Annotated in this window: 17 protein-coding genes; 10 read left to right on the top strand and 7 right to left on the bottom strand. The window is 57.0% G+C overall.

Annotated features, from left to right (window positions below; all coding sequences use genetic code 11):
- Positions 1–72: 72 nt before the first annotated feature.
- The 3 genes from J7412_RS08070 to J7412_RS08060 all read right to left on the bottom strand — a co-directional run bounded on the left by J7412_RS08070 (position 73) and on the right by J7412_RS08060 (position 1,374).
- Entirely contained in the window at positions 73–570 is a 498-nt protein-coding gene (locus tag J7412_RS08070) for a winged helix DNA-binding protein (protein WP_209060533.1), read from the bottom strand.
- A gap of 90 nt (positions 571–660) precedes the next feature.
- Complete coding sequence (locus tag J7412_RS08065) at positions 661–891, bottom strand: succinate dehydrogenase assembly factor 2 (RefSeq protein WP_247743806.1); 231 nt, start codon at positions 889–891, stop codon at positions 661–663.
- An 81-nt stretch (positions 892–972) separates the two neighbouring features.
- Positions 973–1,374: a helix-turn-helix transcriptional regulator gene (locus J7412_RS08060; protein ID WP_247738639.1), complete on the bottom strand. Its 402-nt coding sequence runs from the start codon at positions 1,372–1,374 to the stop codon at positions 973–975.
- A gap of 86 nt (positions 1,375–1,460) precedes the next feature.
- Between J7412_RS08060 and J7412_RS08055 the strand changes: the two genes are divergently transcribed.
- On the top strand, positions 1,461–2,663 hold the full coding sequence (locus J7412_RS08055) for a pyridoxal phosphate-dependent aminotransferase (RefSeq protein WP_209078172.1): 1,203 nt from the start codon (positions 1,461–1,463) through the stop codon (positions 2,661–2,663).
- Between the two features lie 34 nt (positions 2,664–2,697).
- Entirely contained in the window at positions 2,698–3,102 is a 405-nt protein-coding gene (locus J7412_RS08050) for a hypothetical protein (protein ID WP_209078171.1), read from the top strand.
- A 131-nt stretch (positions 3,103–3,233) separates the two neighbouring features.
- Here the strand turns inward: J7412_RS08050 and J7412_RS08045 are convergent, their stop codons facing one another.
- Positions 3,234–4,592: an MATE family efflux transporter gene (locus tag J7412_RS08045; RefSeq protein ID WP_209078170.1), complete on the bottom strand. Its 1,359-nt coding sequence runs from the start codon at positions 4,590–4,592 to the stop codon at positions 3,234–3,236.
- A 144-nt stretch (positions 4,593–4,736) separates the two neighbouring features.
- Here J7412_RS08045 and J7412_RS08040 point away from each other — a divergent pair, with 144 nt between their 5' ends.
- Positions 4,737–5,381: a DUF2461 domain-containing protein gene (locus J7412_RS08040; RefSeq protein WP_209078169.1), complete on the top strand. Its 645-nt coding sequence runs from the start codon at positions 4,737–4,739 to the stop codon at positions 5,379–5,381.
- A 3-nt stretch (positions 5,382–5,384) separates the two neighbouring features.
- Here the strand turns inward: J7412_RS08040 and ppk2 are convergent, their stop codons facing one another.
- Entirely contained in the window at positions 5,385–6,404 is a 1,020-nt protein-coding gene (gene ppk2 / locus J7412_RS08035; RefSeq protein ID WP_209078168.1) for a polyphosphate kinase 2, read from the bottom strand.
- Between the two features lie 360 nt (positions 6,405–6,764).
- Between ppk2 and J7412_RS08030 the strand changes: the two genes are divergently transcribed.
- Positions 6,765–7,538, top strand: coding sequence for a transporter substrate-binding domain-containing protein (locus J7412_RS08030; protein WP_209078167.1), 774 nt, complete (start codon positions 6,765–6,767; stop codon positions 7,536–7,538).
- Positions 7,539–7,600: 62 nt separating this feature from the next.
- On the opposite strand, the gene J7412_RS08025 is transcribed toward J7412_RS08030, so the two are convergent.
- Positions 7,601–8,170, bottom strand: a complete 570-nt coding sequence (locus tag J7412_RS08025; RefSeq protein WP_209078166.1) for a hypothetical protein — start codon at positions 8,168–8,170, stop codon at positions 7,601–7,603.
- 178 nt (positions 8,171–8,348) lie between these two features.
- On the opposite strand from J7412_RS08025, the gene parE reads away from it, so the two are divergent.
- Positions 8,349–10,307, top strand: coding sequence for a DNA topoisomerase IV subunit B (gene parE, locus J7412_RS08020; protein ID WP_209078165.1), 1,959 nt, complete (start codon positions 8,349–8,351; stop codon positions 10,305–10,307).
- Between the two features lie 6 nt (positions 10,308–10,313).
- Here the strand turns inward: parE and J7412_RS08015 are convergent, their stop codons facing one another.
- Complete coding sequence (locus tag J7412_RS08015) at positions 10,314–10,805, bottom strand: hypothetical protein (RefSeq protein WP_209078164.1); 492 nt, start codon at positions 10,803–10,805, stop codon at positions 10,314–10,316.
- A 198-nt stretch (positions 10,806–11,003) separates the two neighbouring features.
- On the opposite strand from J7412_RS08015, the gene J7412_RS08010 reads away from it, so the two are divergent.
- The 5 genes from J7412_RS08010 to J7412_RS07990 all read left to right on the top strand — a co-directional run bounded on the left by J7412_RS08010 (position 11,004) and on the right by J7412_RS07990 (position 13,610).
- A complete protein-coding gene (locus J7412_RS08010; RefSeq protein ID WP_209078163.1) occupies positions 11,004–11,252 on the top strand; it encodes a ribbon-helix-helix protein, CopG family in 249 nt (82 codons plus the stop codon).
- 10 nt (positions 11,253–11,262) lie between these two features.
- Positions 11,263–11,583: a hypothetical protein gene (locus tag J7412_RS08005; protein WP_209078162.1), complete on the top strand. Its 321-nt coding sequence runs from the start codon at positions 11,263–11,265 to the stop codon at positions 11,581–11,583.
- 151 nt (positions 11,584–11,734) lie between these two features.
- On the top strand, positions 11,735–12,058 hold the full coding sequence (locus J7412_RS08000; RefSeq protein WP_209078161.1) for a hypothetical protein: 324 nt from the start codon (positions 11,735–11,737) through the stop codon (positions 12,056–12,058).
- Between the two features lie 73 nt (positions 12,059–12,131).
- A complete protein-coding gene (locus J7412_RS07995) occupies positions 12,132–12,878 on the top strand; it encodes a hypothetical protein (RefSeq protein ID WP_209078160.1) in 747 nt (248 codons plus the stop codon).
- Positions 12,879–12,935: 57 nt separating this feature from the next.
- The gene (locus J7412_RS07990; protein ID WP_209078159.1) at positions 12,936–13,610 is read left to right on the top strand and encodes a hypothetical protein; all 675 of its coding nucleotides are present in this window, start codon (positions 12,936–12,938) and stop codon (positions 13,608–13,610) included.
- Positions 13,611–13,667: the final 57 nt, after the last annotated feature.

Here is a 13,667-nt window from a genome sequence, read left to right as displayed (position 1 = left end):
GCACGCCGCGCCCCATTCTGGGGCAGGCGCGCAAAAAGCTACGGAGTCCCCGTTCTGGGGCTGCCGGCTATGTCAGTAGATGTAGCGGATTTGATCCGTCCAATAGCGTTCCACACGGCGCAGCGCGTGGGTGATCTGTTCGATGCCATCATCGCCCAGCACACCTTTGGACTGCAGACCTTCTGCATGGCGCGCAAACAGCGCAGAAATCACATCGCGAATTTCACGGCCCTTTTCGGTCAGGCGGACACGCACCGAACGGCGGTCAATCTCACAACGCTGGTGATGCATATAGCCTGCATCAACGAGTTTCTTCAGGTTGTAACTCACGTTTGAGCCCTGATAGTATCCGCGGCTTTTGAGTTCGCCGGCTGTCACCTCATTGTCGCCAATGTTGAACAGCAGCAACGCCTGCACAGCGTTGATCTCAATCACGCCCACACGCTCAAATTCGTCCTTGATCACATCCAGCAACAGCCGGTGCAACCGCTCTACAAGCGCCAGCGAGTCCAGATAGTCGGCCATAAAGCTCTGTTCTGTCCCGCTGGGCATCGATGAATGAAAGCTCATTCTTAGTCTCCGTCAGCTTATCTAGCAGCCAGAGTGACGGAAAAAGCCCAACAAGAGGTTAAACCGTCCAAAAGACATGACAAATTCGCGTCAATTTGCACCGCTGATGGTGGTCGCAATGCGAGAAATAAGAGCTTTGAAAGGTTCAGGCGTTGGTTTTTGCCCGGTAACCCATTGATATAAATCCTGGTCATTCTCACAGAGCAGAGCATCATAAAGATCCAGCGCAGCGGTATCCATCTGCGCCAGATTATCATCTGCAAACCGCTCAAGGATGATGTCCATCTCTTTGATGCCCCGCCGCATGGAGCGCATTTTCATGCGCTTGAGACGATTCTCATATGTTTCCTCGCCGGAATTTGCGGCCTCTTTGGGGGCGTCAGACATCATCACACCTTTTGCTCAAATCTTTTTGCGCAGCGTTTTCTCAAGCCGTGCCAGACGATCCAGATCATTTTTCATGCGTGCGCGGATATCGCGGATCTCTTTCAGAATGGCAAGCAGATCTGCTTCCACGCTCTCGCCCTCCTCGCTCATGTCAACGCCGTCGCCCTCCCCGGTCAGCAACCAACCGACCGAAACATTCAGCAATCCGGCCATCATCGACAGGCGATTGGCGCGTGGCTCCCCAAGATCGTCTTCCCAAGCCGCGATGGTCGACTTCTTGACGCCAAGGCGTTTGGCAAACTCGCCGCGCTTCAGGCCTCCAGCCTCTCTGGCGGCTGCCAGGCGATCGCCGAAGGTGGCAACCTCCTCACCATACCAGTCGTCTTCAGGCATCACTTCCAGTTGATCTTGTGGCATAGTTTACTCCTTAGCGCTTCGACCTTGAATGGCCTTGGTGGGCACCCTAAGACATGGGACCAGAGATTACAAAAAGAGGCCAAGCCATGTCTTTCCTGTCTGAGACCCTATCGCGTGTCAAACCGTCCCCGACCATCGCTATGACAGCAAAGACCGCAGAATTGAAGGCCGCCGGACGTGACGTTATTGGCCTGAGCGCGGGTGAACCGGACTTTGACACCCCGCAAAACATCAAGGATGCCGCTGTTGAGGCCATCGCGGCAGGAAAAACCAAATACACCGCCCCTGATGGGATCCCGGAACTGAAGCAGGCGGTCTGCGCCAAAATGCTGCGTGATCACGGGCTGAAATACACACCCGCGCAGGTCTCTGTCGGCACCGGCGGCAAACAGACGCTCTATAATGCGTTGATGGCAACGCTGAACCCCGGCGATGAAGTGATCATCCCTGCACCCTACTGGGTGAGCTATCCCGATATGGTGCTGCTCGCGGGCGGCACACCTGTGGTGGCTGAAACATCGCTGCAAACCAATTTCAAACTGACAGCAGATCAGCTGGAAGCCGCGATCACGCCAAAGACCAAATGGTTCATCTTCAACTCGCCCTCCAACCCGACCGGCGCGGGCTACTCGCGGGACGAGCTTAAGGAACTCACCGATGTGCTGATGCGCCATCCCCACGTCTGGGTGATGAGCGACGACATGTATGAGCACCTTGCTTATGACGGGTTTGAATTCTGCACACCGGCGCAGGTCGAGCCAGGGCTTTATGAGCGCACCCTGACCTGCAACGGCGTGTCCAAAGCCTATGCCATGACCGGCTGGCGCATCGGCTATGCGGCAGGACCCGTGGAGCTTATTGCCGCAATGCGCAAAATCCAAAGCCAGAGCACATCGAACCCCTGCTCCGTCAGCCAATGGGCCGCTTTGGAAGCGCTGAACGGCACTCAGGACTTTCTTGCTCCCAACAACGAGGCCTTCAAACGTCGCCGCGATCTGGTGATCTCCATGCTGAGCGAAATCGAAGGTGTTTCCTGCCCCACGCCAGAGGGCGCCTTCTATGTCTATCCGTCGATTGCCGGGCTGATTGGCAAGACCACGCCCAAAGGCACCGTGATAGAAAACGACGAAGCCTTCGCCAACGCCCTGCTTGAAGAGGCAGACGTTGCCGTTGTGTTTGGGGCTGCCTTCGGGCTTTCGCCAAACTTCCGCGTCAGCTACGCTACCTCTGACGAGGCACTGACCAAAGCCTGCCAGCGCATTCAGGCGTTCTGTGCTTCTCTGACATAAAAACCGGACAACCGGGGGCATCCGGAGGGAACAGATGAGCGGCGATCTTCCAGACTATTATTTTCGCGTGCGCGAAAATGGCGCGGCGGTGTTTCGTGTGGACACGGAAAACCGCCACCGCCGGATCGAGATGGATCAGATCGCCGTTCTCAACATCCGGAATGGTGAGGTCAAACCCCACGGGGAACGCACGCTTTCCAAAGAAGACAAAGCCGCGATTGAGGTTTGGATGGAAGAGCGTCGTGCCTTGCTTGCAGAGCGCGACATCGACGACATCCTGCGCACGGTGGATCATTTGAACCTGACCACCCAATGGGCGCAATCCAAGGCTACGCCTGAGCAGCTAGAAGAGATCACCGACACGCTTTTGCTGACCATGCATGATCTACGCTCGGTGCTGGTGCGCAAAAAAGCCGACCGCTTGCTCAAGGGAAAGTAGCACTACGGCACTCTTCTCTATGAGCCCCCGGTTACTTCAAAGGTTCGGTTATTTGGGGCGCTGCCCCTGCCACATCTGCGATGTGGCTACCCCGGGATATTTTTCGAATGAGAAGACTGCCCCTGCGGGCTTCAGGCCTGGGCAAACTTTTCCCGTAGACGACTGAGATCAGTCCGCCAGAAACGATACATCAGCAACACCGCAGCAGCCGTCAGCCCCAGAACCAAACCCAGCCAAACACCCACGCCGCCCAGCTCAGCTTTAAAGCCCAGCACATAAGCGCAGGTGACGCCCAGCAACCAGTAGCTGATCGCGGCGATCACCATGGGGCCGCGCGTGTCCTGTACACCGCGCAGCAGCCCCAGCGCCATGACTTGCGCGCCATCCACGACCTGAAAGAGCGCGGCCACATAGAGCAGGCTCACGCCTGTCGCGAGGATCGCCACGCGCTGAGGCTCTTCTGGGTCAATGAACATCCCCAGAAGCTGCTGTGGGAACGCTAGAAAGACGGCGACCGTAATAAGGGAGACCGCAAGCGACATGACAATCGCCACCAGTGACCCTCGCGCCATATGATCCGCGTCTTTGCGGCCCATCGCATTGCCAACGCGTACGGTGGCGGCGTTTGACAGCCCCAGATGCAACATGAAGGCCAGGCTCGCGAGCTGCAACGCAATGCCGTGAGCCGCAAGCGCCACGGTGCCAAGCCAGCCCATCATGACAGAAGAGGCGGAAAACAGCCCGACCTCTGCGAGGTTGGTGAGGCCAATCGGCAGCCCCAGTTTAAAGACCTGCGCAAACACATCCCAATCCGGGCGCCAGATGCGGGCAAACAGCTCATGTTGCGGCAGAGCACGCACCGCATAGAGGATCACGCCAAGCAGCGAGACAAACTGCACAATGATTGAGGCAATCGCCGCCCCGCGCACGCCAAGCTCCGGCAGTCCCCAATTGCCAAAAATCAGGCCATAGTTGACAAGCGCATTCACCGGCACCGCAACAACCGTAACCCAGAACACCACGCGCGTGTGCTCCAATGCGGCCAGATACGACTTAAGCACCATCACCAGCAGCGCGGGCATCAGCCCAAATCCGGCGATGCGCAAATAGGCCTGCGCCAAATCGGCCACTTCCGGCCCCTGCTGCAATCCCAGCAGCAACGCTCCGGACAGGAAAAAGAGCGGCAGAACCACCAGCCCGTAGGTGACTGACAGCCAAAGCCCCATGCGCGTGATGCGACGCAGCGCAGCTTCATTGCCTTCAGCGTCGGCCTCAGCCACCAGCGGCATCACCGCAATGGCAAAGCCTGACCCGAGGATAAAAATCACGAAGAAAAACGTGTGTCCAAGCACAACCGATGCCAGCGCCTCTACCGAGTACCAGCCCAACATGATTGTGTCGGTCAGACCGATGGCAAATTGCGCCACATGGCCGCCAATCAGCGGCAAGCCCAAGCGCGCAAGGGCCCGGATGTGATCCCGCGTGGCCATGGAAGATTTTATAGAAGTTCTGGTTGTCTCGCTCATCTCTCAGCCATATGCCCGTTGTTTGTGCAGAGCAAGCCGCCAGTTGCAGTTGATCGCTTCTCGCGGCTCTGACACCATCAATACATGTGATCCGCATTGGAGCAGCAAATGTCCACAGCAGCGTTAGACGGTCTCATTCCAGACACCCGACAGTTCCTTGGTGAGCTGGCCGAAAACAACACTCGCGACTGGTTCCTTGCCCACAAGGAGACCTATGACAAAGCGCTCAAAGCGCCCGCGCTTGAATTGCTGGATAAGGTCGCCGCCCATTTGCAAAAACAGACGGGCCAAGTGCCGACCACAAAGTTGTTTCGCCCCAATCGCGATGTCCGCTTCTCCAAGGACAAGACGCCTTATCACCTGCACCTGCACATGTCCTGGTCCACGGCGCCAACCAGCTGGTTCTTTGGCATCGGACAGGACCACATCACCGCCGGTGCTGGCATCATGGGATTTGACAAAGAAAGGCTAACCCGCTGGCGTGCAGCTGTGGACGGCCCCAGAGGAGTAGAGATCGCCGCAGAGGTGGATCGCCTGCTTGGATGGGGGGCGCGTCTGGATGAGCCTGCGCTCAAGCGCGTACCTGCACCTTATGGCAAAGATCACCCACAGGAAGCCCTGTTGCGTCGCAAAGGCCTGGCCATGTGGTTTGAGGTGACGGAGGAAGAAGCGTCAAAAGGCGACCTCGTTTCCGAGATCGCCTCCGCATTTCACACATTTGATCCACTCAACCGGATCCTGTCTGAGATCTGAACCTCAGCGGTCCTTACGACTGTCCGGATGCAACGCAGTACCTAGAATATGATCTGAGTTGTGGATCACATGGCTTGCGGTGTTCGCAATCAGCGGGTCAGCGGGTTGCGCAATCTTCGGATCCTTGCCCGGATAGTCCAGCGTGCTCAGGAAGTGACGCATACAGTTCAGACGCGCCCGCTTCTTGTCGTTGGATTTGATCACGGTCCAAGGCGCATCAGCCGTGTCGGTGTAGAAGAACATCGCCTCTTTGGCTTCTGTATAGTCTTCCCATTTGTTCAGCGATGCTTTGTCAATCGGGCTGAGCTTCCACTGTTTGAGCGGATCGGTTTCGCGGCTTTCAAAGCGGCGCTTCTGTTCATCTTGGGTGACTGAGAACCAATATTTATAGAGCCGAATGCCTGACCGCACCAGCATACGCTCCAGATCAGGGGTCTGGCGCATAAATTCAAGATATTCTCCGGGTTCACAGAACCCCATCACCCGCTCAACACCCGCGCGATTGTACCAGCTGCGGTCATAGAGCACGATTTCACCGGCAGTCGGCAGGTGCTCGATATAGCGCTGAAAATACCATTGGCCGCGTTCTTGATCAGTGGGCTTATTCAGCGCCACCACACGTGCAGTCCGCGGGTTGAGGTGCTCGGTAAACCGCTTGATGGTCCCGCCCTTACCGGCCGCATCGCGCCCCTCAAAAAGCATCACAAACTTCTGGCCGGTCTCCTGCGCCCAGAGCTGAACTTTCAGCAGCTCGGACTGCAGCTTAGCCTTTTGCGTCTCATAAGCACGACGCGACATTTTTTTCGGATAAGGATACTCGCCACGTTCAAAGGCGCGGCGCATCTCATCCACGGACTCCTTATTGGCAACGGCAGGTGCCGCTGGAGCCGCAGCTTCCTCGACAACTTGCACGGCCTCGGATTCGCTCTCTACCTTTGGAGCCTCTGCAATTTCAGAAGGTTCCGCAGCGACGTCCAGCACCAGTTCCTCTTCAACAACACGCTGTTCAAGTTGTTTTTCCATAAGCTAATCCCTGTCCTGATAAATTCGACAGACATATAGCAAAGGTTGCAATTTCGCGCTTTGACTCACGTCAATTTCCAGAGAAATAGTCAGTGAACTTATTGCACTGATCTCTGCGCCTTAACCATGTCGACAACTGGGAGGACTAGCCTCTATCGGAGGAGTGCGCCGATCGCCCCCTCACTGGAAGATTGAAGCTCTCAGATATCGGCCTATCAAATCCATATAAAATCCACCACAAAACAACGCGAAGAAGGAAGCGAAAGCCATTGAAAAGGCGAGACAAGTGTCGCAGCCAGTAGCTTTCCATTAAGATTCGCGCCCCTAGGCTCTCCTCACACTTAAGAGGACCCTAAGATCATGAAACTTTTTGCCGCCGCTTTGGCCACAACATCCCTCACACTTACCGCGCCCGTCTTTGCTGACACACTCACCATCATGGCAGCCGATCTGCCACCGATGGTCTACGCTGACGGCACAGGCCGCGAAGCAGAGATCGTGACCGCTGTGATGGGCCACTGCGGTCACGAAGTGGCTTTTGAGGTGCAGCCGTTCACACGCCACTGGGCCTCATTTGAGGCGGGCAAGGGGGACGCTGTGATGACCGTACCCGTGGGGATGCCAATGGAAGGCACCCAAGGCGCAGCCTATATTGCCTATCAGAACGGCGTGTCCTTCCTGGCCGGTTCTGGCAGCGACTATGGCGCGCTCAGCGATCTTGCAGGTCTCAGCGTTGCCGCGTTCCAAGGCGCGTCCAACATCCTGCCCGGACTCGCAGAGGCTTCTGGCACCTTCGCCTCTTATCGGGAAATGACCGATCAGGAAACTCAATCCAAACTGCTCTTCGGCGGGCGCGTGGATGGCATTCTGGGCGATGGTATGCTGTTTGCGGCCTATACTGCCTCTCTGCGGGACGCAGGCTCCAGCGCGGGCATTGACGCGTCCCAACCGCTTGAGTTCCGCGCCATTTTTGAGCCGTCCAATTATGCGATGAATTTCCGCGATCCCGCCCTGGCCGCCGATTTTGATCGCTGCTTTGCAGAGCTTGAGGCGGACGGAACCATCACTGCCATCAACGCCAAATGGGTCGACAAATACCGAGACACATTGGGCAACAACTACCTGTCTATGTAGCCTGTTGTTGGTGCGGCGAGCGCCCTGCCCATGCAAAAGGCGCTCCCAACCTGCTGCGCACTTTAATCACAGAACCGGCCCTGCACCTCGTAGCGGGCGAAGGGGATTTTGTCCGGACGTTCCGGCCTGTCAAAGGTCTGTGGGCGGCCAATCACCCGATCTTCCGGATCGCGCGTCCCACGCAAGCTGTTAGGATCCACCGCACGCCGGTCACATGTCGCCAACAGGCGGATCGTGATCGCCTCCTGATCCTGCAAGTCAATCAGGTAGCCTTCCCGACGGGTTGCCGTGCTGTTGAAAATCAGCGGTGGGTCCAACCGGAACTCTCGTGTTTCAGACCCGAACAGCTCCGGCTCGCCCTGCCAATCTTGCCCAGAGGCAAACACCAGCTCATAAAACCCGGGCGGCACCAAGACGCGGAAGAACTCTCCGCCGCGTATATAGGCAGCCAGCGCCATCTCCCCGGTTTCATAGGCCCGCAGACGCAGCACATAATCCGCCTCCGCTGTTGTCTTGACCTGCAATGGGATTGTGGCCGGCAGACCCGTCTTGTTCCAAAGCAGACCCTGCGGCCTTTCCTGCGCCGCAGCCCCTGTCGCAACCAGAATGAAAAACAAGATGCTACGCCACATTACCGGCTCTCCCTCAGATGTCTCAAAGATAGGCATCCGCGTGGGCGCGAGCCATAGAATTTTCCGTGACCATAGAGAGAGCAACTCTGATGGCGTATCTGCGCGTTCTTCCTCTTCCCCCTGCCGCGCGCTCCTGCCATAATGCTTACCAAGCAACATGAACAAGAGCAGCCCGCGAATGCCCAACGACCTTCTGGCCGAAGCCCAGCCGACCGATTATGACGCCTCCTCGATTGAAGTCCTTGAGGGGCTTGAACCTGTCCGCAAGCGTCCGGGCATGTATATCGGTGGCACGGATGAGCGCGCGCTGCACCACATGGTCGCCGAGATCCTCGACAACTCCATGGACGAAGCGGTGGCAGGCCACGCCAACCGCATCGAAGTGGAGCTGCATGAGGATTATTCCCTGACCGTACGCGACAACGGGCGCGGCATCCCTGTAGATCCCCACCCCAAGTTTCCGGACAAATCCGCACTTGAGGTGATCCTCTGCACCTTGCACGCGGGCGGCAAATTCTCGGGCAAAGCCTATCAGACCTCGGGCGGTCTGCACGGCGTGGGTGCCTCGGTTGTGAACGCGCTCTCGGATCTGATGGTTGTGCAGGTTGCGCGCAACAAGGAGCTCTATGAGCAACGCTTCTCCCGCGGCATTCCGCAGGGCAAGGTCGAGAAAGTCGGCGCAGCCCCCAACCGCCGTGGCACCACGGTGACCTTCCACGCCGATGAACAGATCTTTGGCTCACACCGCTTCAAACCGGCGCGCCTCTTCAAATCCATCCGCTCCAAAGCCTACCTCTTCTCAGGTGTCGAAATCCGCTGGAAAACCGCAATTGATGACGGCGAAACCCCAACGGAAGCCACTTTCCACTTCCCCGGCGGCCTGTCTGACTACCTCAAAGAAACCATGAACGGCGCCACCACCTACGCCGAACAGCCCTTTGCGGGCACCGTGGATTTTCAGGAGCGCTTCAACACGCCGGGCAAAGTCGAATGGGCCATCAACTGGACCCCGTCCCGCGACGGCTTCATCCAGTCTTACTGTAACACCGTCCCCACGCCTGAAGGCGGCACGCATGTGTCTGGCTTCTGGGCTGCCGTGCTCAAAGGCATCAAGGCTTACGGCGAGCTGGTGAACAACAAAAAGGCCGCCCAGATCACCCGTGACGATCTGATCACCGGCGGCTGCGCTCTGGTCTCCTGCTTCATCCGCGAGCCGGAATTTGTCGGCCAGACCAAAGACCGCCTCGCCACCGTTGAGGCCCAGCGTCTGGTGGAAAACGCCGTGCGCGACCACTTTGACAACTGGCTGGCGGCAGACACCAAATCCGCCGGTGCAATCCTCGATTTCCTCGTGCTGCGCGCCGAAGAGCGTCTGCGCCGCCGTCAGGAAAAAGAAACCGCCCGCAAAACCGCCACCAAAAAGCTCCGCCTGCCGGGCAAGCTGGTGGATTGCTCCGCCACCAACCGTGAGGGCACCGAGCTCTTTATCGTGGAAGGGGACTCCGCGGGCGGCTCTGCCAAAATGGCGCGCGACCGCAAAAAACAGGCCCTACTGCCCCTGCGTGGTAAGATCCTCAACGTGCTTGGCGCGGCCAGCTCCAAGATCGGCACCAACCAGGAAATCAACGACCTGACCCAAGCACTTGGCGTCGGGCTTGGCACCAAATTCAACGTTGACGATCTGCGCTATGACAAAATCATCATCATGACCGACGCGGATGTGGACGGCGCCCACATCGCCGCGCTGCTGATGACATTCTTCTACACCCAGATGCGCCCGATGATCGACGCAGGCCACCTCTACATGGCCTGCCCCCCGCTCTTTCGCCTCACCCAGGGCGCCAAACGCGTCTATTGTGTGGACGAAGCGGAAAAAGACGAGTGGCTCGCCAAAGGCCTTGGTGGCAAAGGCAAAATCGACGTCAGCCGCTTTAAGGGTCTTGGGGAAATGGACGCCAAAGACCTCAAAGAGACCACGATGGACCCGAATTCCCGCAAACTGATCCGCGTGACGATTGACGAGGATGAACCCGGCGAAACCGACGCGCTGGTGGGCGATCTGATGGGCAAGAAGCCCGAGAAACGCTTCCAGTACATTCAAGAGAATGCGCGGTTTGTTGAGGAATTGGATGTTTGAGAAAGACTATAAGAGTTTAACAATATCAAAAGCATCAGCGCTCTCGGGATCGCCGATGCTCACAATAGTCCAAGAAAATGATATTTCACAGATTTTTACTCTGATCGGGTACCCAGCCGCCATCACTGTTTGGTAAGTATTTGTTAGGTAGTTAAGTTGGAAAACCTGTTCTCGCGATAAGTAGGTTTGCGAAGTTGCTAAAACTAGGAATTTTGTAATTTTCGCCCACGCACCAACGAGCCCTTCTTGAATATCGGCTCGAACGCTATCAGGAAGTTCCGCCCAGCGGCCGTGCGCTCTGTCAGAAATTCCGATATCATACGGCGCGTCGATATTGGCGACTACAGCGCCTTGGTACGAAGCACCTAAAGATGTTTCGGCCTCAATTTCGATAGCTGTTTGCTTCTTGTGTTCCTTCATCCCCAGCCGCTCGGTAACCAAAAGTTGAGTGTTTGTTAACCTATCGTCACGGTAGGCGCCAAAAGATACATCGGTCAATGCTTTTTCTTTACATTCTACGCGAAAAGTACTGAAATGTTCTTGCTGAGGCCGTGAAGGATTGATACATCCCGGCCCCAAACAGGGAGGAAAACAATGAAAATCACAAGAAGTGACACCACGCCACAATGTAAACCCATTCATAAGTACTTATTTATTTCATGATTTCTTATACCGACACGATCAAGGAGCGGAAACATGGCTAACGCACAACGAGTTAGCAGCGAAAACTCAAAGTTTAGGTTCACTGTGGATGTGTCTCGAAGACTCGCCGATGAAATCGAGAACATTGCGAAAGACACTGGCCGCAGTAAAGCAGAAGTCTTTCGTTTGGCTATTGAGCTTTTGTCAACTGCCAGAGAAGCACGCAGAGAAGGAATGCACGTCGGAGCCTGGGAAGACACCGACGACCATCGACGCGAACGCGAATTCGTGAACTTCGGCTGAGATTAGTGCCATGAGTGAACCCACCAAGAGACCCGTCGTTTCAGAACAGGTTGATATTGAGAACGAAGCGGGGAAACTTGGTGAGTCAGACAACAGTTCGCTACAAGAGCTAAATGCGGAAAGCGAAATCAGACATCATTGGTGGAAGGAACGGGCTATCGTCCTTCTTTCCATCTTTGTAATTGTCGCAATTTTGCTTGCCGGGCTTTTCACGCTGGGGCTTTCTGACGACGAAACTTCACGTGACTGGTCACGCCAAAGCTTGACTGCGTTAATGGGTTTTGCAGCAGGTGCTCTGTTCACCAAGACCAACGGTGACAAAAAACGCTGAATGAATCTTCAGCGCTGTTCGGCACAGGTCAAGAGCTTGTCACCTAACGCCTTTCACACCCATGCGCCTGATCCCCCTCTTCGCTCTCCTGCTCCCGACTTCGGCCCTCGCACAGGCCCGTGCGGACAGTGAACGCTATCAAAACAACCACTTGTCCCAACCCGCGGCACCCAAATCACAGACCTCAAACCTCCATCAATGGCCGCAGAATGAACCCCGCACCGAGATTTTCTGTGACCAATACGCCCGCGCCGCCACCGGCATGCACGGCACCGAGCAAGGCAGCCGCACCGGCACCAATCTTGGCCAGGGTCTCGGCCACATCGGAACGCGCGACCGCAAACAGGCCGAGGCTTTTGGCATGATCGGCGCAACTCTTGGGGCGTCTGAAGGCCGCGCGCAGGATCAGGAATTTTACAGCTACCACTTTCAGGAATGCCGCGCGGGCGGGCGCCTTGTCCCCACCCCGAAATAAGCCAATCAGCTATTGAAGCACCCCTGACCCACCTGTGAACCCTGTTTCAACGGGAACCCGCTATGCTCGCCCCATGGCTGACTTCATTCACATCTATCAACTGCCTCTAATCCTGCTTTTCTTTATGATCGGCAGTGTCGGCGCGCTGCTACTATTCAAATTCGCGCACCGCTCAAAGGCATGGGAATTGGCCGATGTGATCTGGGTGGCGCTTGGCGGCTTGGGGGCTGTGGTTGCCATCGCCGTTGGCATTTATCAGGAGGACAGCACGGCGCTGAACCGTCAGGTCACCGTCGCCTACACCGCGTCGCGCGCCTTTGACACGGATGCCGCGCGCTTCCGCCTACGCTATTGCAACGATGTGTCCGCAGACGAGCTGCAAAAGCTCTGCGAGAAAGTTGAATATCTTTCTGCCAGTTCCGCCAGCAACACTGCACTCCCGCTCTTTGTCTCCGTGACTGAGCGCCGCGCGCCGCTCGAAGGCTTCACCCTGCTGTTCAAAAACCGCGACGACATGGACACTATGGAGCAGGCCGCCGCCCAACTGGAAGAGGCGGAGTTTCTCGCCTTTGACACCCGCGATGTGCCCACGGTTATGGCGCTCAAAGACATCGCCCCGACCCGTCCGGAGATCGCCGCTGACTACCGTGTTCTGGCGCTGACCTATGACGCGCTGATCGAAGATGTCAGCGCCCTGCGCGAGGCCTGGGAGGTGCTGCAATCAGGCCGCGCCCTTCTGATCCTGCAATTTGTCGCCATCTGTCTGGTGGCCTTTGCCGCACCCTTCCGGCTGGGCCGCACCATCGACGGGCTGATCTGACTGTGACGTGATCGATTTGCGCCTTGTCCGATCTGCGGCCTTTGCTACTCTTCTTTCATGCGCCGCCTGCTTTGCCTCCTCTCCCTGACGCTGATTTCCTGCACCCGTCCCCTCACGGAGACCGAGACCGCCTTTGCGCGCGATGTGCATGGCGACGGGCTGAACACCAGCCGCGTGCGTATCACCCGCGATGTGCCTCTGGGTGTGGCCACCTTTGAATACAAAAAGCGCCCGCGCCTTGCCTGTCGGGAACGCATCAACCCCGAACCCAAGGAAGAGGTCATCACCGCCTCCCCCGCCGGCGTCGTGCTCTTCAACCGCCTCTTCACCACCGAGGACTGGTCTGTCCCCAACTACCTGCCGGACTACCCGGAGAAAGTGCACATGAGCGCCGCGCTGTTCTTTGCTCACGAAATGACCCACGTCTGGCAATGGCAAAACCGCGACGTCACCGGATATTCACCCCGCCGCGCCGCGAGTGAGCACAAACGCGGCGTAGATCCCTATCAGTTTGAAACCGCCTCGGCCGAGACCTTCCTGGATTACGGCTATGAACAGCAGGCCTCAGTGGTCGAAGAGTACCTTTGCTGCGCGATCCTAGATCCGGACGCCCCCCGCACCGCGCGCCTTCGCTCCCTTCTGGACGATCACTTCCCTGTCGATGATCTGCCCCGTCTGGAGTCCGTGATCCTGCCTTGGGAAGGGGCGGAACTAGAAGGCATTTGCCGCTAAACCAGTCGGTATTTGCACTTACGGTCCACAGCCGTGATACCACCGCGTTACAGCCGC

It is taken from the genome of Shimia sp. R9_3, from assembly GCF_017743755.1.
In the GTDB taxonomy this organism is placed as follows: Bacteria; Pseudomonadota; Alphaproteobacteria; order Rhodobacterales; family Rhodobacteraceae; genus Shimia.
This window is presented reverse-complemented; position numbering and strand designations above follow the sequence as displayed.

Bases quoted from the DNA above. Each gene is read 5' to 3' on its own strand.
- J7412_RS08055 (WP_209078172.1), top strand. From the start codon at position 1,461: ATGTCTTTCCTGTCTGAGACCCTATCGCGTGTCAAACCGTCCCCGACC.
- J7412_RS08040 (WP_209078169.1), top strand. From the start codon at position 4,737: ATGTCCACAGCAGCGTTAGACGGTCTCATTCCAGACACCCGACAGTTC.
- J7412_RS08050 (WP_209078171.1), top strand. From the start codon at position 2,698: ATGAGCGGCGATCTTCCAGACTATTATTTTCGCGTGCGCGAAAATGGC.
- J7412_RS08060 (WP_247738639.1), bottom strand. From the start codon at position 1,374: ATGCCACAAGATCAACTGGAAGTGATGCCTGAAGACGACTGGTATGGT.
- J7412_RS08070 (WP_209060533.1), bottom strand. From the start codon at position 570: ATGAGCTTTCATTCATCGATGCCCAGCGGGACAGAACAGAGCTTTATG.
- J7412_RS07995 (WP_209078160.1), top strand. From the start codon at position 12,132: ATGGCTGACTTCATTCACATCTATCAACTGCCTCTAATCCTGCTTTTC.
- J7412_RS08025 (WP_209078166.1), bottom strand. From the start codon at position 8,170: ATGTGGCGTAGCATCTTGTTTTTCATTCTGGTTGCGACAGGGGCTGCG.
- J7412_RS08045 (WP_209078170.1), bottom strand. From the start codon at position 4,592: ATGGCCACGCGGGATCACATCCGGGCCCTTGCGCGCTTGGGCTTGCCG.
- parE (WP_209078165.1), top strand. From the start codon at position 8,349: ATGCCCAACGACCTTCTGGCCGAAGCCCAGCCGACCGATTATGACGCC.
- J7412_RS08005 (WP_209078162.1), top strand. From the start codon at position 11,263: ATGAGTGAACCCACCAAGAGACCCGTCGTTTCAGAACAGGTTGATATT.
- J7412_RS08010 (WP_209078163.1), top strand. From the start codon at position 11,004: ATGGCTAACGCACAACGAGTTAGCAGCGAAAACTCAAAGTTTAGGTTC.
- J7412_RS08065 (WP_247743806.1), bottom strand. From the start codon at position 891: ATGAAAATGCGCTCCATGCGGCGGGGCATCAAAGAGATGGACATCATC.
- ppk2 (WP_209078168.1), bottom strand. From the start codon at position 6,404: ATGGAAAAACAACTTGAACAGCGTGTTGTTGAAGAGGAACTGGTGCTG.
- J7412_RS08030 (WP_209078167.1), top strand. From the start codon at position 6,765: ATGAAACTTTTTGCCGCCGCTTTGGCCACAACATCCCTCACACTTACC.
- J7412_RS07990 (WP_209078159.1), top strand. From the start codon at position 12,936: ATGCGCCGCCTGCTTTGCCTCCTCTCCCTGACGCTGATTTCCTGCACC.